Annotated in this window: 23 protein-coding genes and 1 pseudogene; 12 read left to right on the top strand and 12 right to left on the bottom strand. The window is 57.1% G+C overall.

Annotated elements, in window-relative coordinates; all coding sequences use genetic code 11:
- Positions 1-109: 109 nt before the first annotated feature.
- The gene (gene cls, locus AB3G35_RS02795) at positions 110-1549 is read right to left on the bottom strand and encodes a cardiolipin synthase (RefSeq protein ID WP_016782903.1); all 1440 of its coding nucleotides are present in this window, start codon (positions 1547-1549) and stop codon (positions 110-112) included.
- A 134-nt stretch (positions 1550-1683) separates the two neighbouring features.
- Between cls and AB3G35_RS02790 the strand changes: the two genes are divergently transcribed.
- Positions 1684-2202 carry a DUF3617 domain-containing protein gene (locus tag AB3G35_RS02790; protein WP_016782904.1) on the top strand — a complete coding sequence of 173 codons (519 nt, stop codon included), beginning with the start codon at positions 1684-1686 and terminating at the stop codon, positions 2200-2202.
- Here the strand turns inward: AB3G35_RS02790 and AB3G35_RS02785 are convergent, their stop codons facing one another.
- Genes AB3G35_RS02785 through folE2 form a run of 5 tightly spaced genes read right to left on the bottom strand, consistent with a single transcriptional unit; the run spans position 2203 to position 6080 of the window.
- The gene (locus AB3G35_RS02785) at positions 2203-2763 is read right to left on the bottom strand and encodes a DapH/DapD/GlmU-related protein (protein ID WP_016782905.1); all 561 of its coding nucleotides are present in this window, start codon (positions 2761-2763) and stop codon (positions 2203-2205) included.
- Positions 2760-3650 (bottom strand): metal ABC transporter substrate-binding protein, encoded by an 891-nt coding sequence (locus tag AB3G35_RS02780; RefSeq protein ID WP_106116849.1) that lies wholly within the window; start codon positions 3648-3650, stop codon positions 2760-2762. The genes AB3G35_RS02785 and AB3G35_RS02780 overlap by 4 nt, the downstream gene beginning before the upstream one ends.
- An 11-nt stretch (positions 3651-3661) precedes the next feature.
- On the bottom strand, positions 3662-4528 hold the full coding sequence (locus AB3G35_RS02775) for a metal ABC transporter permease (protein ID WP_369782289.1): 867 nt from the start codon (positions 4526-4528) through the stop codon (positions 3662-3664).
- The gene (locus tag AB3G35_RS02770) at positions 4528-5187 is read right to left on the bottom strand and encodes a metal ABC transporter ATP-binding protein (protein WP_086799478.1); all 660 of its coding nucleotides are present in this window, start codon (positions 5185-5187) and stop codon (positions 4528-4530) included. Before AB3G35_RS02770 ends, AB3G35_RS02775 begins: the two co-directional genes overlap by 1 nt.
- Positions 5184-6080 carry a GTP cyclohydrolase FolE2 gene (gene folE2 / locus AB3G35_RS02765; protein ID WP_106116850.1) on the bottom strand — a complete coding sequence of 299 codons (897 nt, stop codon included), beginning with the start codon at positions 6078-6080 and terminating at the stop codon, positions 5184-5186. Before folE2 ends, AB3G35_RS02770 begins: the two co-directional genes overlap by 4 nt.
- Positions 6081-6207: 127 nt before the next feature.
- Here folE2 and AB3G35_RS02760 point away from each other — a divergent pair, with 127 nt between their 5' ends.
- From AB3G35_RS02760 to AB3G35_RS02745, 4 genes are all read left to right on the top strand, one after another.
- A complete protein-coding gene (locus AB3G35_RS02760) occupies positions 6208-7419 on the top strand; it encodes an N-acetylmuramoyl-L-alanine amidase (RefSeq protein ID WP_369782288.1) in 1212 nt (403 codons plus the stop codon).
- 93 nt (positions 7420-7512) lie between these two features.
- Entirely contained in the window at positions 7513-8721 is a 1209-nt protein-coding gene (gene zigA / locus AB3G35_RS02755) for a zinc metallochaperone GTPase ZigA (protein WP_016782911.1), read from the top strand.
- Complete coding sequence (locus AB3G35_RS02750; protein ID WP_369782287.1) at positions 8718-9371, top strand: DUF1826 domain-containing protein; 654 nt, start codon at positions 8718-8720, stop codon at positions 9369-9371. The genes zigA and AB3G35_RS02750 overlap by 4 nt, the downstream gene beginning before the upstream one ends.
- Positions 9372-9410: 39 nt before the next feature.
- Complete coding sequence (locus AB3G35_RS02745; protein WP_169844907.1) at positions 9411-10385, top strand: GTP-binding protein; 975 nt, start codon at positions 9411-9413, stop codon at positions 10383-10385.
- A gap of 375 nt (positions 10386-10760) precedes the next feature.
- On the opposite strand, the gene AB3G35_RS02740 is transcribed toward AB3G35_RS02745, so the two are convergent.
- Complete coding sequence (locus AB3G35_RS02740; protein ID WP_016782914.1) at positions 10761-11162, bottom strand: DUF3301 domain-containing protein; 402 nt, start codon at positions 11160-11162, stop codon at positions 10761-10763.
- A 113-nt stretch (positions 11163-11275) separates the two neighbouring features.
- Here AB3G35_RS02740 and pdxY point away from each other — a divergent pair, with 113 nt between their 5' ends.
- Positions 11276-12148, top strand: a complete 873-nt coding sequence (pdxY, locus tag AB3G35_RS02735; protein WP_016782915.1) for a pyridoxal kinase PdxY — start codon at positions 11276-11278, stop codon at positions 12146-12148.
- Between the two features lie 110 nt (positions 12149-12258).
- Here pdxY and AB3G35_RS02730 read toward each other — a convergent pair whose 3' ends face one another.
- Positions 12259-12744 carry an acyl-CoA thioesterase gene (locus AB3G35_RS02730; protein WP_029611658.1) on the bottom strand — a complete coding sequence of 162 codons (486 nt, stop codon included), beginning with the start codon at positions 12742-12744 and terminating at the stop codon, positions 12259-12261.
- A 287-nt stretch (positions 12745-13031) separates the two neighbouring features.
- Between AB3G35_RS02730 and AB3G35_RS02725 the strand changes: the two genes are divergently transcribed.
- Positions 13032-14792, top strand: a complete 1761-nt coding sequence (locus tag AB3G35_RS02725) for a cation:proton antiporter (RefSeq protein WP_016782917.1) — start codon at positions 13032-13034, stop codon at positions 14790-14792.
- Positions 14793-14841: 49 nt separating this feature from the next.
- On the opposite strand, the gene AB3G35_RS02720 is transcribed toward AB3G35_RS02725, so the two are convergent.
- The 3 genes from AB3G35_RS02720 to uvrD form a co-directional block, all read right to left on the bottom strand.
- Positions 14842-15249 (bottom strand): SMI1/KNR4 family protein, encoded by a 408-nt coding sequence (locus tag AB3G35_RS02720; protein ID WP_369782286.1) that lies wholly within the window; start codon positions 15247-15249, stop codon positions 14842-14844.
- 133 nt (positions 15250-15382) lie between these two features.
- Positions 15383-16228, bottom strand: coding sequence for a Tim44 domain-containing protein (locus AB3G35_RS02715; RefSeq protein ID WP_369782285.1), 846 nt, complete (start codon positions 16226-16228; stop codon positions 15383-15385).
- 266 nt (positions 16229-16494) lie between these two features.
- A complete protein-coding gene (gene uvrD, locus AB3G35_RS02710) occupies positions 16495-18678 on the bottom strand; it encodes a DNA helicase II (RefSeq protein ID WP_088378564.1) in 2184 nt (727 codons plus the stop codon).
- 404 nt (positions 18679-19082) lie between these two features.
- Between uvrD and AB3G35_RS02705 the strand changes: the two are divergent.
- From AB3G35_RS02705 to AB3G35_RS02695, 3 genes and pseudogenes are all read left to right on the top strand, one after another.
- Positions 19083-20408 (top strand): annotated as a pseudogene (locus AB3G35_RS02705) (putative bifunctional diguanylate cyclase/phosphodiesterase); the annotation flags it as partial.
- A 157-nt stretch (positions 20409-20565) separates the two neighbouring features.
- Positions 20566-21432, top strand: coding sequence for a transcriptional regulator HexR (gene hexR, locus AB3G35_RS02700; protein ID WP_016782922.1), 867 nt, complete (start codon positions 20566-20568; stop codon positions 21430-21432).
- A 253-nt stretch (positions 21433-21685) separates the two neighbouring features.
- Positions 21686-21898, top strand: a complete 213-nt coding sequence (locus AB3G35_RS02695; RefSeq protein WP_029611660.1) for a PA3496 family putative envelope integrity protein — start codon at positions 21686-21688, stop codon at positions 21896-21898.
- Here AB3G35_RS02695 and AB3G35_RS02690 read toward each other — a convergent pair.
- On the bottom strand, positions 21840-22802 hold the full coding sequence (locus tag AB3G35_RS02690; RefSeq protein WP_029611661.1) for a LysR family transcriptional regulator: 963 nt from the start codon (positions 22800-22802) through the stop codon (positions 21840-21842). The two genes, AB3G35_RS02695 and AB3G35_RS02690, sit on opposite strands and share 59 nt — an antisense overlap.
- Before the next feature lie 190 nt (positions 22803-22992).
- Between AB3G35_RS02690 and AB3G35_RS02685 the strand changes: the two genes are divergently transcribed.
- Positions 22993-24408 carry an acetyl-CoA carboxylase biotin carboxylase subunit gene (locus AB3G35_RS02685; protein WP_016782925.1) on the top strand — a complete coding sequence of 472 codons (1416 nt, stop codon included), beginning with the start codon at positions 22993-22995 and terminating at the stop codon, positions 24406-24408.
- Between the two features lie 11 nt (positions 24409-24419).
- The gene (gene oadA / locus AB3G35_RS02680; RefSeq protein WP_016782926.1) at positions 24420-26228 is read left to right on the top strand and encodes a sodium-extruding oxaloacetate decarboxylase subunit alpha; all 1809 of its coding nucleotides are present in this window, start codon (positions 24420-24422) and stop codon (positions 26226-26228) included.
- The last annotated feature ends 62 nt before the right edge of the window (positions 26229-26290 follow it).

Raw genomic sequence — 26290 nt, 5'->3', positions numbered from 1 at the left:
GTTTTTATTCCTTACACTGAACGGCCCGGGGTATTCCGGGCCGTTCAGTTTATGCAAACCTGCTTTATGCTTTTGCTTGCTCCGAGAAATTCAGACCCTTCCTACAGGCTTATAGAACAGGCGAAACCAGCCGCGCTACTCGCATGCCCAGTTGCTGCAGCCGGTGCGTGGACTTGATATCCGCTTCGGTGATTTCACGCGCCAGGGCGAAGTCATCGAGCAACATATGCTCGACCTCACGGGCAAACGTTTCATCGACGGTCAGCAACATCACTTCAAAGTTGAGACGGAATGAACGGTTGTCCATGTTGGCGCTGCCGATGGCGCTGATTTCGTCGTCTATCAACACTACTTTTTGATGCACAAAACCGGGCTGGTAACGGAAGATCCGCACGCCTGCGCGAACGGCTTCGAAGGCATAGAGGCTGGACGCTGCGTAAACAATCTTGTGGTCCGGGCGGGACGGGATCAGGATGCGCACATCCACACCGCGCAGAACGGCCAGCCTGAGCGCGGAAAACACCGCTTCGTCAGGCACAAAGTAGGGGCTGGTAATCCACACCCTTTGATTGGCGGCATGGATGGCCTCAACGAAAAACAGCGAGCAGGTTTCGTATGGATCTGCCGGGCCGCTGGCCAGGAACTGGCAAAGCACGCCACCGTCGGGGTAGCTCTGTGGCAGAAGCAAAGGCGGCAGTTTGCGGGCGGCCCAGAACCAGTCTTCGGCAAAGGACTCCTGCAGGCAGGCGACCACAGGCCCGGTGACCTCCACATGGGTATCGCGCCACGGTGACAACGGCGGCTTGGCGCCAAGGTACTCGTCACCTACGTTGTGCCCGCCGACAAAACCGCGCACGCCATCCACCACCACCACTTTGCGATGGTTACGGAAGTTGACCTGGAAACGACTGATCCAGCCGCCACGGGTGGCAAACGCATAAGTTTGCACGCCACCTGCGCGCAAGGTCTCGGCATAAACTTTTGGCAGGGCATGGCTGCCGATGCTGTCATAGAGCACATGCACCGCAACCCCTTGAGCGGCTTTTTCAAGGAGTAGCGCCTGCAGCCTCATGCCCAGGTCATCGTCCTTGATAATGAAAAACTGCACCAGGACCACTTCTTTCGCACTGCGGATGGCAGCGAAGATTGCGTCGAAAGTGGCCGTGCCATTGATCAGCAACCGTACCGAGTTGTTTGCCAGGCAAGGCATGCGCCCCAGCCTGGGCATCGCGCGCAGTGAGGCGTATGCCTTGGAGCTGCGTGCCGCGAGAGCTTCTTCGACCCACGGGCGCCAGCTCAAATGGGTGATGGCTTCACGCATTTCCTGGTTGGCATCGCGTCGGGCGCGAATGTAATCGTCAAAAGTGCTACGGCCAAAAATCAGATACGGGATCAGCGTGAAGTAAGGAATAAAGAACAGCGACATGGCCCAGGCAATCGAGCCCTGCGCAGTCCTGACCGTCAGCACCGCATGCACGGCGGCAATCAGGCCTAAGCTGTGGATTAATAGAATCAGATAACCAAGTACGTGCGGGCCTAGATAATCCATGCGTCTCCTTACTCCAAAATGTCTAATGCCAGTACTAACAGACCAGGATCTGTTATGAATGTCCTATTTGTTTGTGGGCGCAACACTTGCCCTTTTTTGACGTCTAACGCTGACAATCGCGTAGGAGTTGCTTGATGAATGTTCGTCTGCTTGGGCTGTTCATGGCTTGTGGTTTGTCGATTCCTGTGGCTCAGGCCCAAATGCTGCAACCGGGGCTTTGGGAGCTCAGCTCCAGCAATATGCAGGTAGATGGCCAACAGTTGCCTGAACTGCAGGTAATGTTAGGCCAATTACAGAATATGCTGACCCCGGAACAAAAAGCCCAACTGGAAAGCCAAGGGCTGACCATGGCGGGTAAAGGGGTGCGAGTGTGCCTGACGCCCGAGCAAGTGAAGTCAGACAACATTCCGCTGACAGACCCCAAGTCAGGGTGCAATCAGCAGATCACTGAGCGTAGTGGAAATCAGTGGAAGTTTCGCTTTAGTTGTCCAAAAGCCCAGGGCGCAGGTGTGGCAACGTTTGCCAGTGATCGTGAATTCACCACCCAAGTAAATGGCACCTTTAATGCGACCGGGATTCAGCAGAAGGGCAGCATGGATACCCGTGCTGTGTGGTTGGGGCAAAACTGTGGAACAGTTAAACCGCGCACCTGATCAAAACTCGTTTTGCAGCGCTTTATAGCCGCGTACCAAATCCACATTGGTGCGCGCTACATCTTCTGAAAACTCCGATGCGCTGACACTGACCGGCGCAAACTGGCTCAGGTCAGTGTTGGGTCCGATGCGGGTCGTGGACGGCACATAGAAGTTGTCCGGCAGGTCGCGGCCATCGACCACCGAGTTATGCCGCACCACGCAGCCGTCACCCAGCTCGCAATTGAACAGCACACTGTTGAAACCGATAAACACTCGATCGCCCACACGGCATGGCCCGTGAACGATGGAGCGGTGCGCAATCGAAGTGCTTTCACCGATAGTGACCGCGGCGCCGGACTTTGAGTGAATCACTACGCCGTCCTGAATATTTGAATTGGCGCCGATGCTGATCGGTTGCATGCCGCCGTCCTGGTCGACTTCATCGGCACGGATCACGGCATAGGGCCCGACAAACACATTCTCGCCAATCACCACCTTGCCGCAGATGATTGCGGTGCGGTCTACATAGGCGGACTCGGCAATCACGGGTAAATCCCCGGAAGGGTTTTTTCTGATCATGGTTTGCTCAATGCAGCGTTCAGGGTGTCGAGGTTGTATTCGAAGAGTCCCAGGAAGGTGCTGGCCGGGCCTTTACTCGCCAGGGCATCGGAGTACAGGGTGCCGCCAATCTGTGCGCCACTTTCATCGGCAATTTGCTGCAACAGGCGCGAGTCCTTGATGTTTTCCATAAACACGGCTTTGACCTTGTCGTCGCGGATCTGGCGAATCAGCGCAGCGACTTCAGCGGCAGAGGGTTCCCGTTCAGTCGACAGACCTTGAGGCGCCATAAAGTCGATGCCATAAGCCTGGCCCAAATAACCGAAGGCATCGTGGGACGTCACGATACGGCGGTTGCCAGCGGGCAGGTTGCCGAGTTTGGTTTTGGCCTGGGCTTGCAGATGATCCAGCGCCTTGAGGTAGGCCTGGCTGTTACGGGTGTAGTCGGCCTGGTCGGCAGGGTCAGCCTCTATCAAGGCCCGGGTGATGTTGTTTACATACAACTTGGCATTCGCCAGATCGTGCCAGGCATGGGGGTCGGGGATGATCGCGCCATCCTCCTCCATTGAATGTGCAGTTACCCCTTCACTGGCGGTGACCAACGTTGCCCTGGTTTCGGTACTGGTTACCAGACGATCAAGCCAGGGCTCAAAGCCCAATCCATTTTTAATAATCAGCCTGGCATTGAGCAAAGCCTTGGCGTCGTCGGGTGAAGGCTCGTAGGTGTGAGCGTCTTCATCTGGACCGACCAGGGCCATGACTTGAATATGTTCACCGCCTATTTTACGGGTGATGTCCCCCAGAATACTGAAGCTGGTGACGACCGGGATTTTCGGGTTTTCGGCGGCGAACGACAGTGAAGAACCCATTACCAGAAACACACTGAACAACACGGGTAGAGCGCGCATCGTGTAGCACCTCATTGGGATGACAGCAAAGGCGGTCGGCGCAGCAAGCCGTGTACCGGACCGAAAATGACAGACAGCGCATAGCCACAACCCGCCATCAACACAATGGCCGGGCCGCTGGGCAGTGAGTAATAGAACGACAGCAGCAGGCCCAGCCAAACTGAAACGCAGCCAATCACCGCCGAGATCAGGATCAGCACAGGCAGCCGACGGCTCCAGAACCGTGAGGCAATGGCGGGCAGCATCATCAGGCCCACGACCATTAATGCGCCGATGGCCTGAAAGCCGATCACCAGGTTCAATACCACCAGGGTCAGGAACAGCCCGTGAGCCAATGGCCCCAGTCGGCTGACGCTGCGCAGGAACAGCGGGTCCAGGGTATCCAGCAACAATGGGCGGTAGATGGCTGCCATCAGCAGCATGCTGAAGGTGGTTACCCAGAACATGCCCGTCAGTGTCTGGCTGTCGACGGCCAAAGCCGAACCGAACAGCAGATGGAGAAGGTCCAGACGTTTACCGGCGATGCCCAGAATCAATATGCCGCTGGCCAGTGAGATCGGATAAAGCGCCGCGAGGCTGGCATCTTCACGCAAACCGGTGCGCCGGGTGATCCACGCTGACAGCCCGGCCATGCTCAAGCCCGCCCCCAATCCGCCCATGGTTAGAGCTGGCAAGCTCAAACCGGCGAACCAAAAACCCAGAGCCGCACCCGGCAAAATGCCGTGTGCGACGGCATCACCAATCAGGCTCATTCGCCGCAAGATCAAAAAAACACCCAGTGGTGCCGTGCTACACGCCAGAAGCAAACCGCCGAACAAGGCGCGGCGCATAAACACAAACTCTTGAAAGGGTAGCCATAACTGGCTGGCGATAACCATCAGGCGACCTGCGGCGGTTTTATCAGTTGGGTACTCGCCGCCAGAACGCTGCCGCTGCTTTTGATCAATAGCGTTTGGGGCATGTGTTTGCGCACTGCGGCCAGGTCATGGCACACCACCAGCAATGTTCGGCCCTCGGCCTGCCAAGTGTTGATGTGCTGCCAGAGCAGTTCCTGCCCCAGTTCATCTAATGCTGCATGAGGCTCATCGAGTAATAACAACGGGGCATCGGCCAGGCATAAGCGCGCCAATAAAGCGCGTTGCAATTCACCACCCGACAAGGCCATTAGTGGGCGATGTTCCAGGCCGCTCAAATGCCAGTTCGCCAATACCGTATTCAACCGAGCACTTCGTTGCTGCGCTGTTTGCTTCTTGCCCCAGAAACCTGCGGCCACCAACGCTTGCAAACTGATGGGGAATTGCCGATCCATAAACTGCTGTTGCGGCATATACGCCACGTTGCCACGCCGTGGAACATCCAGCAGGACTTTGCCGGTAAGTGGTTTTTGCAGCCCTGCAATGACTTTAAGCAAGCTGCTTTTGCCGCAACCGTTGGCTCCAATAACGGCAGTCAAACTGCCCTTGGCCATCGCGACATCAAGTGCCGGCGTGAGCGGCTGACCGGGCGCACCCCAGGTCAGGTTCTGGCAGCGGATCATGGGGCCTCCCAGTTCCAAAAACTTTCAGCGACGGCGTCATGACTATGCAAACTTTCCGCGTGGGTCACTTTCAGTTTGAAGGCGTTTACGCCCGTTGTTTTCTGCAGTGCCGTATTCAGCCGTCGCGCAGCATCTTCACAGAACATCAGGTTTTGACCGTTGGCCAAAGCGAAAGCCTGCTCGTCTGCGCGCTTGACTGCGGTTTGTACAGCAGTGCCAAGCGAGCTTTCAGCGTTGTCGATAATGTTTTTCAGGGGTAGGCAGGGGTACTGATGATCCAGAATGATCGACAAATCTGCCGAACTGCGCTGGCTGTGGGGTGTGGCGACAATGCCTTTAGGGTTGCCGAGCCATGCCAAAACATCGGCGTGTTGCAGGGCCTGGTTGGCAAAGTCATCGATAAATTGTTGCTGAATTAATTGCCGGGCCAGTGCTGCTGAGCAGGGGCAAGTGGACGAGTAACTCACGAGAATTTTTAGTTCCACGTGGAACATTCCGTTTTTCAAACTCGCTTCGAGGGTGACCGGATAGCTTTTCCAGCCCGCCAATGGGCTGACCAACGCCGGGCGTTTGAGCAGTAAATCACTGTGAATCCGCACATAGGCTTTATCAGATAGACCTTGGTGGCTATCGAGAAAACGCTGCAGAAGTCGTCTTAGCAGGGCGGGTGTGAGGTTTTCTGTTTCCAGCATATCCAGCGCTAGATACAGGCGAGACATATGAATCCCCCGAGCAGTGGCATCTTTCAGGTTCACCCCGGCGTCGATTTTTGCGCTGAGACGTTGGCCGTCAATCAGCACGGGAGAAGCAATGCCACACATGCCCACCCACTCAAGCGCAATCGCTTGTTGGGATGACTGCGCGGCAATATCCGGCAAGGTCAGCGCATTCATATGAGAGATCCGTTACAGAGTATTTCGACATGTTATATTATAACGATTAGGTCGACGATGCTTTTTTTGCTGGGGCAAACACACAGCAATGTTGAGTACGGATGCTCCCTTATCTGCGGTACAGGCCATGCACAGACGTCAATTGCTCCACTGGCTGCTTGCCAGTTCCGTCTTCACATTACCGCTGGGCGTTTCAGCCGCCCAAATCCAGCACGCCAGGCTATGGTGCACCGGCAAGACCTCGCGTCTGGTTCTGGACCTGAGTGGGCCGGTGCAGTACAAAACCTTCTCTTTGACGGCTCCCGAGCGACTGATTATTGATGTGAGCGGTGCCAGCTTGAGGGGTGATTTCAGCGAGTTGGTACTGGCCAATACAGGCCTGCGTGCCATTCGCTCCGGGCATTTTGGCCAGGGCATTACGCGCATCGTGCTGGATCTGGATGAGCCGGTGCAGCTCAGCAGTTTTCTGCTGCCGCCCAAGGACGGACAAGGTCACAGGCTGGTGCTTGATCTGACCAAAAGCGCGGTCCCACAACTGAACGCCGCAGTGGCAACGCCCAGCCAGGTACACCCTAAACGCGACATTATTGTGGTGATTGACCCCGGTCACGGGGGCAAGGATCCGGGCGCGACCAGTGCCAAAGGTCATCGCGAAAAAGATGTTGTGTTGTCTATCGCCCAGCTGCTGGCCAAGCGGCTCAAGCGTGAGAAAGGCTTTGATGCGCGACTGGTGCGCAATGATGATTTTTTTGTACCCCTGCGCAAGCGGGTAGAAGTGGCCCACAAGCACAATGCCGACCTGTTTATTTCGGTGCATGCTGACGCCGCGCCGCGTCTTACGGCGTCTGGAGCGTCGGTGTACGCGCTTTCGGAGGGTGGGGCTACATCGGCCACAGCGCGCTACATGGCACAGCGTGAAAACGGCGTGGATTTACTTGGTGCCACCAGCCTTTTGAACCTCAAAGACAAAGATCCGATGCTCGCTGGCGTGATCCTCGATATGTCCATGAATGCCACCATCGCGGCCAGTTTGCAGTTGGGCAATACCATTCTGGGCAGCCTTTCGGGCATCACCTCACTGCATCAAAAACGTGTGGAACAGGCCGGTTTTGCCGTGCTCAAGTCGCCGGATATTCCGTCGATTCTGGTAGAAACCGGCTTTATGTCCAACCCCCGCGACAGCGAGCGCTTGATCACGGCGCGTCATCAACAGGCGGTAGCCGACGGTTTATTTAACGGATTAATCGCTTATTTTCAGAAAAATCCGCCCACCAACAGCCATATGGCGTGGGTAAACGAACAGAAAAACAGCACGTTCGTCACTTCAGGGTTGTCTTGAATGCATTGTTATAATGTATCATTTGTCGATCCGGTATCGGATTGACTGCCAAGCGGGCGTTTTGACCTGCAGCCCTGATGAGGAAATATCCAGATGTCGAATCGTCTTCCTGTAACTGTTCTCTCAGGCTTTTTAGGTGCAGGTAAAAGCACGCTGCTTAATTATATTTTGCGCAACCGCGACAACTTGCGCGTGGCCGTGATCGTTAACGACATGAGCGAAATAAATATTGATGGCGGTGAAGTTCAGCGCGATGTGACCTTGAACCGGGCTGAAGAAAAACTGGTCGAAATGAGCAACGGCTGCATCTGTTGCACCCTGCGTGAAGACTTGCTTGAAGAGGTCAGCGCACTGGCCAGGGAGGGTCGATTTGATTATTTATTGATCGAATCGACCGGTATTTCAGAACCGCTGCCTGTGGCAGAAACTTTTACGTTTCGCGATGAATCAGGACAAAGCCTGGCCGATATTGCCCGCCTGGATACGATGGTTACGGTGGTCGACGGGTTGAATTTTCTGCAGGATTATCAAGCCGCAGAGAGCCTGGATTCACGGGGTGAAACCCTTGGAGAATCCGACGAACGGTCAATTACTGATTTATTGATCGAACAAGTCGAGTTCGCGGACGTCATTTTAATCAGCAAAATTGACCTGATAAGTTCCGACGAACGGCAAGAATTAATTGCCATTCTGCAACGCCTGAACGCTCAGGCCGAAATAATTCCGATGGTCATGGGGGCAGTTGCGCTCAATAAAATTCTCGATACCGGGCGTTTTGATTTTGAACGGGCAGCGCAAGCACCTGGCTGGTTGCAAGAATTGCGCGGCGAGCATGTGCCTGAGACCGAAGAATATGGCATCGCTTCCAGTGCCTATCGCGCGCGCCGACCTTTTCACCCGCAACGTTTTTTTGATTTTATCGAGCGCCCCTGGACCAACGGCAAGCTGCTGCGCTCCAAGGGTTTTTTCTGGCTGGCCAGTAAATTTCAGGAGGCGGGCAGCTGGTCCCAGGCGGGCGGGTTGATGCGCTATGGGTTTGCCGGGCGCTGGTGGCGCTTTGTGCCCCGCGACCAATGGCCGCAGGAGCCGCAAGCCACAGCTGAAATTCTGCACAAATGGCTGCCAGAGACTGCCGATTGCCGCCAGGAGCTGGTGTTCATCGGTCAGCACATCGATTTTTCTTTGCTGGCGGATGAACTCGATGCCTGTTTGCTGACCGATGCCGAAATGGCCTTGGGCGAAGCGGGATGGAAGCTGCTGAACGATCCCTTTGGCGATTGGCATGAAGAGGTGGCGGCATGACCAATGCGCTTGCCTGTACCGCTGAACCCCTGATCCAACAGGTGCGCGGGGAAACGCCAGAGGTCATGACCCGAATTCTGGATGAAGACGTCAACCTGGCCATCTGGCAGCGTCAATTGCCTGTGCATATCGCCGATTTCGGCGCCTTGTTGCTCTCGCTCGACGAGCCTCTGGCTGACGCCATTGTTATTGACATGAGCGATGAAACGACGCCACCCAACCTTCGGGGCCTGGCTTGCAGATTCAACGACCTGGAAGGCTACACAGGCTTTATTGCCGATGTTTCCTGGCTGGTGAGCGCCTATGCGTGTCTATTGGGCGCCAAACGCATTGGGCTGCGTCTCAGGGCCTTGGACAAGGCCATGTGCCCACGCTTTCATGTGGATCACGTTCCTGTACGACTTATTACCACTTATGCGGGAATGGGCAGTCAGTGGCTGGAGGAAGGCGTGATGGAGCGTCGTCAGCTCGGGCAACCACACGCAGAGCCCACCCGGGCGGCCTTGATTCAGCAAATCAGTGCCGGGCAAGTTGCCCTACTCAAAGGCGAGAAGTGGCAGGGTAACGAGGGGGCGGGCTTGATCCACCGTTCACCTGCACTGGCGGCGGGCGAACGACGGCTGATTTTGACCCTCGATTGGCTGGCCTGAGGCATATTGCTTGCTTTGACCCTACAGAAGCTGGCGATCATGTTGCAGAACATTCCCACCCATGTGATTGCCGGGCCGCTTGGCGCCGGCAAAACCAGTCTGATTCAGCACCTGATGGCGCACAAACCACCACACGAACGCTGGGCGGTGCTGGTCAATGAGTTCGGTCAAATCGGCCTGGATGCAGCCCTGATGAGCCAGGGAAGCGATGACATTGCTATCACCGAAGTGGCGGGTGGCTGTGTGTGCTGCGTCAATGGCGCGCCTTTTCAGATCGGTTTGAGTCGCCTTTTGCGCAAGTCCAGGCCCGACCGCCTGTTTATCGAGCCTTCTGGCTTGGGTCATCCCGCACAGATTTTAAAACAGCTCGGCGAAGCGCCCTGGCTGGGTGTTTTGGCGCTCCAGCCCTGTGTCATGGTGCTTGATGCGCAAGCGATGGCCCAGGGCAAACCGTTACCCAAAACCCAGCAAGAAGCCCTGAAAAGTGCCGGTTTACTGGTCATGAATAAATCTAATAGTGTCCCAAATGAGCAACGTGAGCAGATTGCATGCAGCCTGCCAAAGTGCCCTGTTTTATGGGTCGAGCATGGCCGCATCCCTTTAAATACGCTGCCTGTAGCCCATATGAATATCTCTCATGCTGTGGATAACTCATTGATTTATAAGGATTTTAATCATATCGGCAGTGTCTTTTTCGACCCGCGAACGCCGATGGTGATGACTCAACATCAGCCCGAAGGATGGAGCGCAGGTTGGCGCTGGCACCCCTCCCGGCAATTTGACCTGGACTTGCTGCAACAATGGCTCGAAAGCCTGGATTGGCAGCGTGCGAAGCTGGTTATTCATGGTTCGGCGGGCTGGTTTTCGAACAATTCTGTGGATAACTCGATCGCGCAGTGGAAATCGAGTGAGTGGCGCAAGGATTCACGTCTCGAATTGATTTTTGCTCAGCCCCAGGATCTGGATGCTCTTCAATCGGGACTGGAAAACTGTCTGCTCAAGGAGGTTTTTTAGGTGGCAGGCCTGTGCTGCGAGGCGTAAAACCCGGGGCTTTAGTGGGTTCTGTGCTGGTAAAATTGTCCTACAACTTGAAGTGTGCGCATGGGATTTTCACCGTCTAAATTCTGTAGAGGTGTCTATATCAAGGGTTTTGGCGAGGTTTTGCGAAAAGTTATCCACAGGCGCCCGGCTTGCAGGCGCTGAAAGGCGGGCTCAGTGGCGCAATGTTGTTTACTTAAGCGATTTCTGCCTCTGTGGGAGCGGGCTTGCTCGCGATGGTCTTCAGAGCACAGCATTTACTCAGTAAATACGCGTCATCGTTAACGACCATCGCGAGCAAGCCCGCTCCCACACTTGAACTGCGTTGCTTTTAAGTGAACAGCATTGGGCTCAGTGGCGGGTCTTGCTGTGTTCCTGGCGCCACTGGCTGAGTTCGATCACCTGAGCGCTGGGAATGACGCTTGGCTCGGCTTCGCTCTGGAACGGGTAGGGCGGCAGCTCGATTTTTACGCTGTGGGCGCCGAACTGGGTAATGGTTCCGGTATGACGCTGATCACCGGTCACCGTGAATTCAAAGTTATACACGCGGGCGAGGCGTTTATTACCGTTGGCGTCGGGGATCAGGCCGATTTTTTTTAGCGCCACGTTTTCATCGAGCAGCTCGATATCGAGGTTTTTGCAGTGTTGCTTGACCCGCTCCAGCGCCCGCTCGCGCAACCCGTGGTTGTGCCACAGCCAGGCAGCGCCTGCAGCCAGCAGCATGAGGACGAACATATTTCCCAGGGTCAGCATTACATGTGCTCCAACAGATTGTGCTCAGCTTAACTGCGTCTTCAACCTGTCGTACAGGCCGCGTTTGGTCGCATACTGCGTGGCTTGAATCCACCCGTAGTCTGGAATCCGGCATGAAACGTACACCTCATTTACTCGCCATCCAATCCCACGTGGTTTTCGGCCATGCCGGCAACAGCGCAGCGGTTTTTCCTATGCAGCGCGTCGGGGTGAATGTATGGCCTCTGAACACGGTGCAGTTCTCCAACCACACTCAGTATGGCCAGTGGACGGGGGAAGTGTTGGCTCCCGAGCAAATTCCTTCGCTGGTCGACGGAATCGCCGCCATCGGCGAGCTGGGCAACTGTGATGCGGTTTTATCCGGTTACCTGGGCAGTGCGGCGCAGGGCCGGGCCATTTTGAGTGGCGTGGCCCGTATCAAGGCCGTCAACCCCCATGCGCTGTACCTGTGTGACCCGGTCATGGGCCACCCGGAGAAAGGCTGCATCGTGCCCCAGGAGGTCAGTGACTTCCTGCTGGAAGAGGCGGCGGCGATGGCTGATTTCCTGTGCCCCAACCAGCTGGAGCTGGACAGTTTTTGCGGGCGTCACCCGCAATCGTTGCTCGACTGCCTGGCGATGGCCCGCAGCCTGCTGGCCCGCGGCCCGAAAGCGGTGTTGGTGAAGCATTTGTCGTATCCGGGCAAACCGGCTGAAAGCTTCGAGATGCTGCTGGTTACGGCAGAGGGTAACTGGCACTTGCGCCGGCCGCTGCTGGCCTTCCCGCGTCAGCCTGTGGGCGTGGGTGATCTGACCTCAGGGCTGTTTCTGGCGCGGGTACTGCTGGGGGACAGCCTGGTGGCTGCATTTGAATTTACTGCGGCGGCGGTTCATGAGGTGTTGCTGGAAACCCAGGCCTGCACCAGCTATGAATTGCAACTGGTGCGCGCCCAGGACCGCATTGCCCATCCGCGCGTGCGGTTTGAGGCCGTGCCGATCAGTTTGTAAGCAAACTGAACAAAACCTGTGGGAGCGGGCTTGCTCGCGATTCAGGCAGCTCGGTTTATGTGTAAGACCGAGTTGATTTCATCGCGGGCAAGCCCGCTCCCACAAGTCGCTTACAGTGTTTCGTCTTTCAGTTCGCGGTAACGCTGCTCCAGTTCCTGACGGATCTGGCGGCGTTGCTTGCCCTGGATAAAGCGGCGCTTGTCTTCGCTGTTCAATGGCTGCAACGGCGGAACAGCGGCCGGTTTACGGTCGTCGTCCACGGCTACCATGGTGAAGAAACAGCTGTTGGTGTGGCGCACCGAGCGCTCACGGATATTTTCGGTAACGACCTTGATGCCAACTTCCATCGAGGTGTTGCCGGTGTAGTTCACCGAGGCGAGGAAGGTCACCAGCTCACCGACATGAATCGGCTCGCGGAAAATAACCTGGTCCACCGACAAGGTGACCACATAACGCCCCGCATAGCGGCTGGCGCAGGCATAGGCGACTTCATCGAGGTACTTGAGCAGGGTTCCGCCGTGAACATTGCCAGAAAAATTGGCCATGTCCGGGGTCATCAAGACCGTCATCGACAGTTGGGCGTTTCCGGGTTCCATAGCAGCAGGCTCGCGGTTGTGTTGCAGCAGTGAAATGGGTATCTCTGTGGATACTTGTCGATTTTTGAAACAGTTATTAACGGGACGTTGCCGTTTTGACTGCCGTCACGCTTATCTCTATCTGTTTCCATATATTGCACCGCCTTTCTGTCGCAAGTCGCGGTGTTAACCTGCAAAAGTCCGTTAGTCGGATACTTCCTACATTTAAAACAGTCGATGCGTGCGGCCTGACAGGCTGTGTCTGTCGTCATGTTGCCTGGTGAATATCAAACAAGGAGTGCCACGCCATGCATGCCATCAGTTTTATTCAGGATCTGGCAGTCATCATGCTGGTTGCAGGTGTGGTGACGATTCTTTTCCACCGTTTCAAACAACCGGTGGTGCTGGGTTATATCGTTGCCGGTTTTATCATTGGCCCGCACACCCCGCCGTTTGGCTTGATCCACGATGAAGAAACGATCAAGACCCTGGCCGAGTTGGGGGTGATCTTCTTGATGTTTTGCCTGGGGCTGGAGTTCAGCCTGCGCAAATTGTTCAAGGTCGGGGCAACAGCCTTTATCGCAGCGTTTATGGAAATTACGCTGATGATCTGGATCGGCTATGAAATTGGCCGATGGTTCGACTGGAACACGATGGATTCGCTGTTTTTGGGCGCGATCCTGGCTATTTCCTCGACCACCATCATCGTCAAGGCGCTCAACGACCTGAAGATGAAAAACGAGCGCTTCGCTCAGCTGATTTTTGGCGTGTTGATCGTTGAAGATATTTTGGGCATCGGGATTATTGCGCTGTTGTCGAGCATCGCGGTCAGCGGCAGCGTCAGCCCCGAAGAAGTGTTTTCGACGGTCGGTAAATTATCGCTGTTCATGATTGTGGCCCTGGTGATCGGCATTCTGCTGGTGCCGCGGGTACTGGCGTATGTGGCCCGATTCGAAAGCAATGAAATGCTGCTGATTACCGTGTTGGGGCTGTGTTTTGGCTTCTGCCTGCTGGTGGTCAAGCTGGAATACAGCATGGTGCTCGGGGCGTTTTTGATCGGTGCGATCATGGCCGAGTCGCGCCAGTTGCTGAAAATCGAACGGCTGATCGAGCCGGTGCGTGACTTGTTCAGTGCGATTTTCTTTGTGGCCATCGGGCTGATGCTCGACCCGGCCATTCTGCTGGAATATGCGCTGCCCATCGTGGTGATTACCGTTGCCGTGGTACTGGGCAAGATGCTGTCCTGCGGGTTGGGGGCGTTTATCGCAGGCAATGACGGCCGCACCTCGCTGCGGGTCGGGATGGGGCTGTCCCAGATTGGGGAGTTTTCTTTCATTATCGCGGCGCTGGGTATGACACTGCAGGTCACCAGCAGCTTCCTGTACCCCGTAGCGGTGGCCGTATCCGTATTGACCACCCTGATGACCCCTTACCTGATACGCGCCGCAGACCCGCTTTCGCTCAAGCTGGCGCAGGTGGTGCCGGGGCGCCTGTCACGGGTGTTGGGGCTCTATGGCGAATGGCTGCGCAGTATTCAGCCGCAAGGTGAGGGGGCGCTGCTGGCGGCCATGATCCGCAAGATCCTGCTGCAGGTTGGCGTTAATCTGGCTTTGGTTATCGCTATTTTCTTTGCCGGCGGTTATTTCGCACCGCGCATCGGGCGTTATCTACAGGGCTGGATTCTGGAGCCGAGCTGGCAAAAGGGGATGATCTGGGGCGCAGCCTTGCTGCTGTCGCTGCCGTTCTTGATTGCGGCGTATCGCAAGCTCAAGGCGCTGTCGATGCTCCTGGCGGAGATGGGGGTCAAGCCGGAAATGGCCGGGCGCCATACGCAGCGTGTGCGTCGGGTGATCTCGGAAGTGATCCCGATTTTATCGTTGCTGGTGATTTTTTTGCTGCTGTCAGCCTTGTCGGCGAGCATCTTGCCTACCAACGAGTTGCTCATGGTGATTGCCGTCGTGGCAGCGGGCGTGGCGGCGCTGTTGTGGCGCTGGTTTATCCGGATTCATACGCGCATGCAGGTTGCACTGCTGGAGACGCTGGATAACCACAAGGAGGGGGGGCACTGACAGCCCGCTGACCAATGGCTGGAAAGCGGGCCGGGCTTACTGGCAGATATCAGCTTTCCAGCCAGACGTCGCGCGCCCAGTGCCAGACCGACTCCCAGGTTTCTTCGGTGACGAGTTCTTCTTCGCCGGACCACAGCACCACGGTGCCGTCTTCTTCCACGCAGTAGTAGTCGTAGCCGTCCTGGCAAATAGGGATCAGGCTGCGGTCTACGCCGGCATCCCAGGCGTTTGCCGCCACTTCCGGCAGGTAGGTGTGCGATTGCGGGTCGGTCACGGTGACCGGCTCCAGGCTGCCATACACCACGTCACTGACGGTCAGCAGAAATTCTCTGAAGACAAATGGAATATCGATGAACAGCTGTTCTTCGATTTCCACCAACTGGTCTTCTTCAGGCAGTTCCAGGGGAACCGGTACAGGCTCGTTTTTTTCGCGTAGCTCTTCAATAATTTCTTCCACGACCTCATCCTCATGCTCTATGGCGCGGTTTATATGACGCGCTTTATACAGTAGCTCGTTATAAGTGCAATCGTGAAATGCAAAGCCCCGGACAAGTCCGGGGCTTTGGTTAACGCATGTTTCGCTCGCGGGATCAGCCGTTCTGGCGGATACCTGCCACCAGCCAAGGCTGGTTGTCGCCTTGCTGGCGCTCCATGTTCCAGCTTTCGCTGAAGGCTTCGCCCTGGTCAAAGCGCGAGTTTTTCGACACGCCGCTGAAGGTCAGGGTGGCGATGGTCTTGTCTGCACGATCATCCAGGCCGTCCAGTTGCACGGTCAGGTTGTCGATGTAGGTGGACTGGAAGCCATCACCCAGCTCAGCGCGTTCACGCTTGAGGAAGTCGAGCATCTGCGGCGTCACGAACTCGGCGATTTTATCCATTTCGTTGGCATCCCAGTGCTGTTGCAGGGACTGGAAATGGTTACGCGCAGCTTCCAGGAAGTTCTGCTCGTTGAACCAGGCCGGCGCATTGATCACCGGGCGGGCTGCAGGGGCAGCCGAGCCGCCGAAGATCGAACCTGCTGGCTTGGCGTCGAACGCTTCGCGTTGCATGGGTGCGTGGCCAGCAGGGGCCATCATGTCAGCCTGCTTGCGACGACGGGCCGCGATAAAGCGGAAGATCAGGAAGGCGATAATCGCCATGATCAGGATGTCGAAGAACTGCATGCCCTGGAAGCCGCCGCCCATGAACATGGACGCCAACAGGCCACCGGCAGCGAGGCCGGCCAGAGGGCCAAGCCAGCGCGAAGCACCGCCGGCTTTTGCGGCGGCGCCTGCAGCACCGGCAGCCGCAGGGGCTGCAGCTGGAGCGGCTTGACGCGTTTGGTGGCTAGGCGCTGCACCCGCGCTTTTGCCGCCGCCGAAGCGCTTGGCGTTCGCGTCGATGCTCATCGTCAAGCCGATGCACAACGCCATGGCGATGCTAAGAAAACGTTTCATAAGGGGTTCCCATTTGTGGATATCACGCGCGCCATGTTGCACAGGTGAGCTGTGACTGGCTAGCGGTGAAGTGTTTCGGGCTTTTGCTTATTTATCTGTAAGAGACAGATTTTTTTACTGTAGGACGCATTGATGTGGGAGCGGGCTTGCTCGAGATTCCCTGCACTCGGTGCATTTGATACACCGAGGTGCCGCCATCGCGAGCAAGCCTGCTCCCACCGTTATCTATCAATCCAGATTATTCCCGCAAAGCTGTCGGATTGCTGTCAGACCGCTTCAAGTTTGGCGTAGCCCATCATCAGCCATTTGCTGCCTTCGCTGAAGTTGACCTGTACCCGTGCCTGGGCTCCGGCGCCCTCGAAGTTGAGAATGACGCCTTCGCCGAAGACCGCATGCTTGACCATCTGGCCGAGCTTGAATTCGGTTTCCGGGATTTCCGAGCCGCCAAACAGGGTGCTGGCACTCTGTTTTTGACCACCGCCGAAAGGGCGACTGACACTGTTGGACAGTCGAACTTCCTGGATCAGGCCTTTCGGTACTTCACGAACGAAGCGCGAAACCTTGTTGTAGGTTTCGCTGCCGTACAGGCGTCGGGTTTCGGCGTAGGTCATCACCAGGTTTTGCATGGCGCGGGTAATGCCCACATAGGCCAGGCGCCGTTCTTCTTCAAGGCGGCCGGGTTCTTCCAGGCTCATCTTGTGCGGGAACAAGCCTTCTTCCATGCCCACCAGGAACACATACGGGAACTCCAGGCCTTTGGCGCTGTGCAGCGTCATCAGCTGGATACCGTCTTCGTGCTCTTCGGCCTGGGTATCGCCGGCCTCCAGCGAGGCATGGCCGAGGAAGGCGGCCAATGGCGACAGCTCTTCGTCTTCGTCATTGTTTTCGAAGTTGCGTGCTGCGCTGACCAGTTCCTCAAGGTTTTCTACCCGGGCCTGGCCTTTTTCGCCTTTTTCCGCCTGATGGTAGGCAATCAGCCCACTCTGCTCGATCACAGTTTGGGTCATCAGATGCAAAGGCATCTCCATGACTTTTGCCGCGAGGTTATCGATCAGCTCCATAAAGCCGGCAATAGCGCCCGAAGCACGGCCGGGGAGGGCTTTATTGGCGATCAGCTGGCGCATCGCTTCCCACATCGACACATCGCTGTGGCGTGCGTGTTCACGGATGGCCTCGACGGTTTTTTCGCCAATGCCGCGGGCTGGTACGTTAATCACCCGCTCCAGCGCCGCATCATTGCCACGGCCTTCGAGCAGGCGCATATAAGCCATCGCATTCTTGATTTCCGCGCGTTCGAAGAAGCGCTGGCCACCATAGATGCGGTAGGGGATGCGTTCGCGCAGCAAGGCTTCTTCAAGCACCCGCGATTGGGCGTTGGAGCGATACAAAATGGCGATATCGCTGTGGGCAATGCCGGTTTTCAGTGCGCTCTCGATGGTCTCGACCACATAGCGCGCTTCGTCGTGTTCGTTGAACGCGGCGTACAGATTGATGGCTTCGCCTTCGCCGCCGTCAGTCCACAGCTCTTTGCCCATGCGCCCGGTGTTGTTGGCAATCAGGGCGTTGGCCGCTTTGAGGATGCCGGCCGTGGAGCGATAGTTCTGCTCCAGGCGGATGGTTTCGGCGTCCGGGAAGTCGGTTGAGTACTGGTAGATGTTTTCGATTTTCGCGCCGCGCCAGCCGTAGATCGACTGGTCGTCATCGCCCACCACCATCAGGCTGTCGCCGCCCTGGGCCAGCAATCGTAGCCAGGCATATTGAACGGCGTTGGTGTCCTGGAATTCGTCTACCAGGATGTGCCGGAAGCGTTTCTGGTAGTGCGCCAGCAAGCCCGGGTTGTCGCGCCACAGGTCCAGGGCACGCAGCAGCAGTTCGGAAAAATCGATCACACCGGCGCGCTGGCACGCGACCTCATAGGCCTCGTAAATATTGCGCATGGTGGCCAGGAACAAATCGCCGCTGGCCTGGATATGTTTGGGGCGCAGGCCTTCGTCTTTCTGGCCGTTGATAAACCACTGTGCCTGACGCACCGGCCAGCGCTGTTCATCCAGCCCCAGTTCACGGATCACACGCTTGACCAAGCGTTGCTGGTCGTCGCTGTCGAGGATCTGGAACGTCTGGCTCAGGCCGGCTTCTTGCCAGTGAGCCCGCAGCAGGCGGTGAGCCAGGCCGTGGAAGGTGCCCACCCACATACCGGCGGGGTTGATCCCCATCAGCTGCTCGATGCGATGGCGCATCTCGGCGGCAGCCTTGTTGGTGAAGGTCACCGACAGCACGGAGTGTGGGGACGCGTTTTCGACCTGGATCAACCAGGCGATACGGTGCACCAGCACACGGGTTTTGCCGGAACCTGCGCCGGCCAGAACCAACTGACGCCCGACACTGGCCGTGACGGCCTGACGTTGGGCATCGTTGAGAGAATTTAACAAGAGAGAGAGATCATCGCGCATCGGGGCATTTTAGGGGCTGTTGGCCTTTGATTGCTAGCCGCGTGGCGGTCTTGGGCCGAGCGGTCGAAAAGGCTGGCAGTAAAAGAGCCCGGCGTGTTTCATCCAATTTAATGGCACCCGTGCGTTTGGTCGTGGGTATTGCTTGTGTATGCTCGGATGACTTTTTGGCTCATCTACTGATAAGAATCTTGCCGATGGTTCAGAGTTTAAATTCGCCGGGTGTTTTTTTCGGCATGGGTATCGGCCTTTTTTTGCTGGCGGGTGGTTTGGGTTGGCAGTTCAACCGGATCAAACAACGGCGCAAGGCGAGGCGCTTGCAGCAACAAGGCCTGTTCGCCGACTTGCAGCAGGCCAATGACCGTAGCGAGCAACTGCACACCGAACTGGCCCGCGAAGTGGAGCAGCGGCGGGTGGTGGAGGCGCGGGTGCGCCACCTTAGCCAGTTTGATGAGTTGACCGGCCTGGCCAATCGTTCCCTGTTCAAGGAGCGCCTGGAGGAGGCCAGCCAGCGAGTGCGCCAGGGTTCGTGCAATCTGACCTTGCTGCACATCAACCTCGATCGTTTCAAGCTGCTCAATGACAACTTTGGTCATGAACTGGCCGATCATGTGTTGCAAAAAATGGCTGAGCGTATCACCAAGGCCTTGCCTGAGGCCGACACCCTTGCGCGCCTGTCGGGTGATGAATTTGCCGTGTTGTTTGATGCCTATAACAGCCTGACCAGCCTGGCGCGGGTAGCCACCCGGCTTCTGGAAAAACTCAGTCGGCCGCTGATGGTGGACGGCCATGAGTTAGTGATCAGTGTATCCATTGGCATCAGTTTGTTACCGGGTAGCGCACGGGACATTGCGAGCCTGGTCCATCAGGCCAACAAGGCCATGCATCAGGCCAAGCACCTGGGTGGTGGCACTTTTCAGTTCTACAGTCACAGCCTGCAACGCAGCACCCTGGAGCGCCTGCAGTTGGAGAACCAGTTGCGCAAGGCCATTGCCGAGCGCCAGCTCGATGTGTTCTATCAACCCAAGCTGTGCCTGGCTACCGGCCGCCTGCACGCCGCCGAAGCGCTGGTGCGCTGGGATCACCCGCAATTGGGCAGCGTGCCGCCGAGCGACTTTATCGCCCTGGCCGAGGAGACTGGCCTGATCAGCGCCATCGGTGAATTTGTGCTGCGTGAAGCCTGCCGCCAGGCCTGCGAATGGCAACATGAAGGGCTGGCGCCGATACGGGTGTCGGTGAACCTGTCGGGGCATCAACTGCGCCAGGGCAAGCTGGTCAGCCTGGTGCGCCAGGTGCTCGAAGACACAGGGCTGGCACCGCATTGCCTTGAGCTGGAACTGACAGAGAGTCAGTTGCTCGACAATGTTGAATACATCATCGCCACCTTTGAGCAATTGCATGCGCTGGGGGTGAAGCTGGCGATTGATGATTTTGGCACCGGTTATTCATCGCTCAGTTACCTCAAGCGGTTTGCGGTGGATTACGTCAAGATCGATAAAACCTTTATTCACGGCGTGGGGCGCTGTAGCGAAGACGAGGCCATCACCCTGGCGATTATCGACATGGCCCACAGCCTGGCCCTCAAGGTCGTGGCAGAGGGCGTTGAAAACGAGGCGCAACTGGCCTTTCTCAAGGCTCGCCAGTGCGATGAAGTGCAGGGTTACTTGATCAGCCGTCCAGTCAGTGCACAGCAATTGGGCGACTTGTTGCGCGCAGGTGCCGCTGGCTTGTAGTGCGAAAAAGGGCTACACACGCCTGATCCTGCTTGATTAAAGGGTGATAACAGCAACCGATAGGGCGTATTGGGTGGGCAGAAAACGAATTCTTGTAGTATAACTACAAGATTGCTACATCCCCGGCACCCGCCGCTTACAGACCGAGTCCTGCCCTTTGAACCTGCTGCAACATATTGCCCAGTCACGCCACCTGTTACGTAAATCGGAACTCAAGGTCGCCGATCACGTGCTGCTTGATCCTGCGGCTGTAATGCACAGTTCCATGGCCGACCTTGCCCACAGCGTCGGTATCAGCGAGCCCACCATTGTGCGTTTTTGTCGTGCGATAGGCTGCTCGGGGTTCCAGGACTTGAAGCTCAAGCTGGCGCAAAGCCTGGCGGCAGGGGCCAGTTTTGGTCAGTTCGCGATCCACGAAGACGATTCGGTTGCGGACTACAGCCTGAAGATTTTCGACACGACGCTGCACACCCTGATGGACGTGCGCGAGAAGCTCGACCCGGTCGCCTTGCAGCGTGCGGTAACGGCCATGTCGCAAGCACAGCGGGTCGAGTTCTACGGTTTTGGTGCGTCGGGTGCAGTAGCGGCAGATGCCCAGCACAAGTTTTTCCGTTTGTTGCTGACCGCTGCGGCGTATTCCGACCCGCATATGCAAGCGATGTCGGCGGTGACCTTGAAGCCCACCGACGTGGCAATCTGCATTTCCCAGTCGGGCCGCTCCAAAGACTTGCTGATCACCGCCAACCTGGTGCGTGAAAGCGGCGCGACCTTGATCACCTTGTGTCCGAGCCAGACGCCGCTGGCAGAACTGGCGACCGTCAACCTGGCGATCGATGTGCATGAAGACACCGAAATCTACACCCCGCTGACCTCGCGCATTGCCCACCTGGTGGTGATTGACGTGCTGGCGATGGGTGTTGCGATGGCCCGCGGCCCGAGCCTGGTCAACCACCTCAAGAGCGTCAAGCGCAGCCTGCGCAGCTTGCGCCTGTCGCCCAAGTCGCTGAAAAGCCACGAAGATTAAAAGCGCCCTCACCCTAACCCTCTCCCAGAGGGAGAGGGGACTGATTGGGGGGTGTTGCAGTTTTATGGCCGTCTGAAGTGGCTGCGTTGAATCCGAAATTTACCCGGTTAGCTCCCTCTCCCTCCGGGAGAGGGTTGGGGTGAGGGTGCTCTTGATCGCCAAGCAATTTCATCCCCCTGTCATCCAGGCTTCGCAAAGCCGTCACAAACATAGTCCATCGTGAAACTCCCGTACACGCCTTGGGAGACTCGAAATGGCTCAGCCTTACGAAGAACGCAATAGCGCCGTCAAAACCCGCCGTCAGCAAGAAGACCAGCGCCGCATGGCCTTCCGTCGTGCGATTGAAGACCATACGAGCCAGCGCCAACTGCGCCTGGAAACCTCTGACTACCCCGACCTGGGATCGATCAACTATTGGCAGGCTGCGTCGGCAAGTGGCCGTCGAAGCGCTCAACCAGCGCGCTGATCTGCAGGCGCTCACTGCGAATAAACCCCAGAAATGCATGCGCCACCGGCGACAGTCGCTTGGCCTTGGCCTGCACCACGCACCAGCTGCGGTACAACGGCAATTCTTCGACCGGCAGCTCGCGCAGCAGGCCGGTCGCCAGCTCCAGGCTGACGGCGTGGCGTGTTAACAGCGCCACGCCCAACCCGGCCACCGCACATTCGCGCTGAGACTCGTTGGACGAGACCTCCAGCGTCTGATTGAAGTGCACGCGCTTCTCCTTGAAATACTCCTCACACGCCATGCGCGTGCCCGAACCCTGTTCGCGCATCAGCAGGGTATACGGCTCAAGATCCTGCAACCGCAGCGGCCCTTGCATGCACAGCGGGTGTTCGGCAGGTGCAACGGCCACAATCGGGTTATTCAAAAACGGCAAAAACTCCAGGCCCATGTCCTGGGGCACCATCGACATGATCACCAGATCGTCGCGGTTATCGGATAGCCGACGAACGGCCTGCGCCCGGTTGACCACGGTCAGTTGCAAATTGACTTCCGGGTGCTGGCGCTTGAAGGCAGCAAACAGATGCGGCACAAAATATTTCGCACTCGACTCCACCGCCAGTTTTAGCTGCCCCTGCAATGACCCGAGCATGTCGGAAAGCTGCATGTCGAGGTTTTCCAGGCGGCCGAAAATATCCCGGCTGGCCAACTGAAGCGCTTCAGCGGCCTCGGTCATGTACAGCTTTTTGCCAACGTAGTCGAACAAAGGCTGGCCAATCAGCTCTTCAAGCTGACGAATTTGTAGACTTACGGCGGGTTGCGTCAGCGACATTTCTTCTGCGGCGCGGCTGTAAGAGCGCAAATCACAGACTTCGTTAAACACCTGCAATTGGCGAAAAGTGATACGCATCAATGACTTACGCATTTTTATAAAATTATCCGAAGCGGCAAGTGCTCTGACTATAAGTTGTTACTTATGAACGACCCAAGAATTATTGATTTTTGTTTATCGCTGCGCAGGTCTAGTGTGACAACACAACGGTTCAGACACATTTGGACACGTCCCGACCTGGTCTAGCAGGTCGTTTGTTCCATGGGCTTTAGGAAGATTCCAAGTGATAAAAAAGATCCTGATCGCCAACCGCGGAGAAATCGCCGTCCGCATCGTGCGTGCCTGCGCCGAGATGGGGATTCGCTCTGTAGCGGTCTATTCCGAAGCTGATCGGCATGCCTTGCACGTCAAGCGCGCTGACGAAGCACACAATATCGGCGAAGACCCGCTGGCCGGTTATTTGAACCCGCGCAAGCTGGTTAACCTGGCCGTTGAAACCGGTTGTGATGCCTTGCATCCCGGTTACGGTTTTCTGTCAGAAAATGCTGAATTGGCTGATATCTGCGCCGAGCGCGGGATCAAGTTCATCGGCCCTGCCGCTGAAGTCATTCGCCGCATGGGCGACAAGACTGAAGCGCGCCGCAGCATGATCAAGGCTGGTGTTCCGGTTACGCCGGGCACTGAAGGCAACGTTGCCGACATCCACGAAGCCTTGATTGAAGGCGAGCGCATTGGTTACCCGGTGATGCTCAAGGCCACCTCGGGTGGTGGCGGTCGCGGCATTCGTCGCTGCAACAGCCGTGAAGAGCTGGAGCAAGCCTTCCCGCGGGTGATCTCGGAAGCTACCAAGGCTTTTGGTTCGGCCGAAGTGTTTCTGGAAAAATGCATCGTAAACCCCAAGCACATCGAAGCGCAGATCCTCGGTGACAGCTTTGGCAATGTGGTGCACCTGTTTGAGCGCGACTGCTCGATCCAGCGTCGCAACCAGAAGCTGATCGAAATCGCCCCAAGCCCTCAGCTGACCCCTGAACAGCGCGCCTATATCGGCGACCTGTCGGTGCGTGCAGCCAAGGCCGTGGGTTACGAGAACGCCGGTACCGTGGAGTTCCTGCTCGCCGAAGGCGAGGTGTACTTCATGGAGATGAACACCCGGGTGCAGGTGGAACACACCATCACCGAAGAAATCACCGGCATCGACATTGTCCGTGAGCAAATCCGTATCGCCTCCGGCCTGCCGCTGTCGATCAAGCAGGAAGACGTGCAACACCGCGGCTTTGCCCTGCAGTTCCGGATCAATGCCGAAGACCCGAAAAACAACTTCCTGCCAAGTTTCGGCAAGATCACCCGTTACTACGCGCCCGGCGGCCCTGGTGTGCGTACCGACACGGCGATCTACACCGGCTATACCATCCCGCCGTATTACGACTCCATGTGTCTGAAACTGGTGGTGTGGGCCCTGACCTGGGAAGAAGCGATGGACCGTGGTTTGCGCGCCCTCGACGACATGCGTCTGCAAGGGGTCAAAACCACCGCCGCGTATTACCAGGAAATCCTGCGTAACCCGGAATTCCGTAGTGGCCAGTTCAACACCAGCTTCGTAGAAAGCCACCCTGAGCTGACCAACTACTCGATCAAGCGCAAACCCGAAGAGCTGGCCCTGGCCATCGCCGCCGCCATCGCCGCCCACGCAGGCCTGTGAGGAAAAGAATAATGAGCAAGAAGATTTTCGTAACTGACACCATCCTGCGTGACGCCCACCAGTCGCTGCTGGCCACCCGCATGCGCACCGAAGACATGCTGCCGATCTGCGACAAGCTCGACAAGGTCGGCTACTGGTCGCTGGAAGTCTGGGGCGGCGCCACCTTTGACGCCTGCGTGCGCTTCCTCAAGGAAGACCCGTGGGAGCGTCTGCGCCAACTGCGTGCCGCCTTGCCCAACACCCGCCTGCAAATGCTGCTGCGCGGTCAGAACCTGCTGGGCTATCGCCATTACAGCGACGACGTGGTCAAGGCGTTCGTGGCCAAGGCGGCGGTTAACGGTATCGACGTGTTCCGCATCTTTGACGCCATGAACGACGTGCGTAACCTGCGCGTGGCCATCGAGGCCGTCAAGGCCGCTGGCAAGCATGCCCAGGGCACCATCGCCTACACCACCAGCCCGGTACACACCACCGAGGCGTTTGTGGCCCAGGCCAAGCAAATGGAAGCGATGGGCTGCGACTCGGTCGCCATCAAGGACATGGCCGGCCTGCTGACCCCGTACGCCACTGGCGAACTGGTCAAGGCGCTGAAAGCCGAAATCACCCTGCCGATCTTTATTCACTCCCACGACACTGCGGGTCTGGCTGCCATGTGCCAGCTCAAGGCGATCGAAAACGGCGCCGATCATATCGACACCGCGATCTCCAGCTTCGCGTGGGGCACCAGCCACCCGGGCACCGAGTCGATGGTTGCCGCCCTCAAGGGCAGCGAATACGACACTGGCCTCGACCTGTCGCTGTTGCAGGAAATCGGCATGTACTTCTACGCCGTGCGTAAGAAGTATCACCAGTTTGAAAGCGAATTCACCGCCGTCGACACCCGCGTGCAAGTCAACCAGGTGCCGGGCGGGATGATTTCCAACCTTGCCAACCAGCTCAAAGAGCAGGGCGCGCTGAACCGCATGAGCGAAGTGCTGGCCGAAATCCCGCGTGTGCGCGAAGACCTCGGTTATCCGCCGCTGGTAACGCCGACCTCGCAAATTGTCGGTACCCAGGCGTTCTTTAACGTGCTGGCCGGCGAGCGTTACAAAACCATCACCAACGAAGTGAAGCTTTACCTGCAAGGCGGCTACGGCAAGGCGCCGGGGGTGGTCAACGAGCAACTGCGTCGTCAGGCCATTGGCAACGAAGAATTGATCGACGTACGTCCTGCAGACCTGCTCAAGCCAGAAATGGTCAAGTTGCGTGCTGAAATTGGTGCCCTGGCCAAGTCGGAAGAAGACGTGCTGACCTTCGCCATGTTCCCGGACATCGGTCGTAAATTCCTTGAGGAGCGTGCTGCCGGCACCCTGACTCCGGAAGTGTTGCTGCCTATCCCTGAGGCGGGCGGTGTGACCAAGGCGAGCGGTGAAGGCGTGCCGACCGAGTTCGTGATCGACGTGCACGGCGAGAGCTATCGCGTTGACATCACCGGTGTGGGCGTCAAGGCTGAGGGCAAGCGTCACTTCTACCTGTCCATCGATGGCATGCCGGAAGAAGTGGTGTTCGAACCGCTCAACGAATTTGTTGGCGGCACCTCAAGCAAGCGCAAGCAGGCCAGCGAGCCAGGCCATGTGAGCACGGCAATGCCGGGCAACATCGTTGATGTACTGGTCGCTGTAGGCGATGTGGTCAAGGCTGGCCAGTCGGTACTGATCACTGAAGCCATGAAAATGGAAACTGAAGTCCAGGCCGGCATCGCAGGCAAAATCGTCACCATCCACGTTATCAAGGGCGACCGTGTTAACCCGGGCGAAATTCTGATCGAAATCGAAGCCTGATAGTGCCTTTGATGTAAACGCTTTAAACCTCGGGGGAGCATGTGCTCCCCTTTTTTTTGCCT

The sequence above is a fragment of the Pseudomonas sp. WC2401 genome (assembly GCF_041200115.1).
In the GTDB taxonomy this organism is placed as follows: Bacteria; Pseudomonadota; Gammaproteobacteria; order Pseudomonadales; family Pseudomonadaceae; genus Aquipseudomonas; species Aquipseudomonas fragi.
This window is presented reverse-complemented; position numbering and strand designations above follow the sequence as displayed.

What these genes read in the sequence shown, in the direction of transcription:
- AB3G35_RS02780 (WP_106116849.1), bottom strand. Translation starts at nt 3,650, where the DNA reads ATGCGCGCTCTACCCGTGTTGTTCAGTGTGTTTCTGGTAATGGGTTCT.
- folE2 (WP_106116850.1), bottom strand. Translation starts at nt 6,080, where the DNA reads ATGAATGCGCTGACCTTGCCGGATATTGCCGCGCAGTCATCCCAACAA.
- AB3G35_RS02695 (WP_029611660.1), top strand. Translation starts at nt 21,686, where the DNA reads ATGGCTCAGCCTTACGAAGAACGCAATAGCGCCGTCAAAACCCGCCGT.
- AB3G35_RS02785 (WP_016782905.1), bottom strand. Translation starts at nt 2,763, where the DNA reads ATGATCAGAAAAAACCCTTCCGGGGATTTACCCGTGATTGCCGAGTCC.
- AB3G35_RS02725 (WP_016782917.1), top strand. Translation starts at nt 13,032, where the DNA reads ATGCATGCCATCAGTTTTATTCAGGATCTGGCAGTCATCATGCTGGTT.
- zigA (WP_016782911.1), top strand. Translation starts at nt 7,513, where the DNA reads ATGTCGAATCGTCTTCCTGTAACTGTTCTCTCAGGCTTTTTAGGTGCA.
- AB3G35_RS02745 (WP_169844907.1), top strand. Translation starts at nt 9,411, where the DNA reads ATGTTGCAGAACATTCCCACCCATGTGATTGCCGGGCCGCTTGGCGCC.
- AB3G35_RS02730 (WP_029611658.1), bottom strand. Translation starts at nt 12,744, where the DNA reads ATGGAACCCGGAAACGCCCAACTGTCGATGACGGTCTTGATGACCCCG.
- AB3G35_RS02775 (WP_369782289.1), bottom strand. Translation starts at nt 4,528, where the DNA reads ATGGTTATCGCCAGCCAGTTATGGCTACCCTTTCAAGAGTTTGTGTTT.
- AB3G35_RS02690 (WP_029611661.1), bottom strand. Translation starts at nt 22,802, where the DNA reads ATGCGTAAGTCATTGATGCGTATCACTTTTCGCCAATTGCAGGTGTTT.
- AB3G35_RS02770 (WP_086799478.1), bottom strand. Translation starts at nt 5,187, where the DNA reads ATGATCCGCTGCCAGAACCTGACCTGGGGTGCGCCCGGTCAGCCGCTC.
- AB3G35_RS02790 (WP_016782904.1), top strand. Translation starts at nt 1,684, where the DNA reads ATGAATGTTCGTCTGCTTGGGCTGTTCATGGCTTGTGGTTTGTCGATT.
- oadA (WP_016782926.1), top strand. Translation starts at nt 24,420, where the DNA reads ATGAGCAAGAAGATTTTCGTAACTGACACCATCCTGCGTGACGCCCAC.
- AB3G35_RS02715 (WP_369782285.1), bottom strand. Translation starts at nt 16,228, where the DNA reads ATGAAACGTTTTCTTAGCATCGCCATGGCGTTGTGCATCGGCTTGACG.
- AB3G35_RS02760 (WP_369782288.1), top strand. Translation starts at nt 6,208, where the DNA reads ATGCACAGACGTCAATTGCTCCACTGGCTGCTTGCCAGTTCCGTCTTC.
- uvrD (WP_088378564.1), bottom strand. Translation starts at nt 18,678, where the DNA reads ATGCGCGATGATCTCTCTCTCTTGTTAAATTCTCTCAACGATGCCCAA.
- pdxY (WP_016782915.1), top strand. Translation starts at nt 11,276, where the DNA reads ATGAAACGTACACCTCATTTACTCGCCATCCAATCCCACGTGGTTTTC.
- AB3G35_RS02750 (WP_369782287.1), top strand. Translation starts at nt 8,718, where the DNA reads ATGACCAATGCGCTTGCCTGTACCGCTGAACCCCTGATCCAACAGGTG.
- AB3G35_RS02740 (WP_016782914.1), bottom strand. Translation starts at nt 11,162, where the DNA reads ATGCTGACCCTGGGAAATATGTTCGTCCTCATGCTGCTGGCTGCAGGC.
- cls (WP_016782903.1), bottom strand. Translation starts at nt 1,549, where the DNA reads ATGGATTATCTAGGCCCGCACGTACTTGGTTATCTGATTCTATTAATC.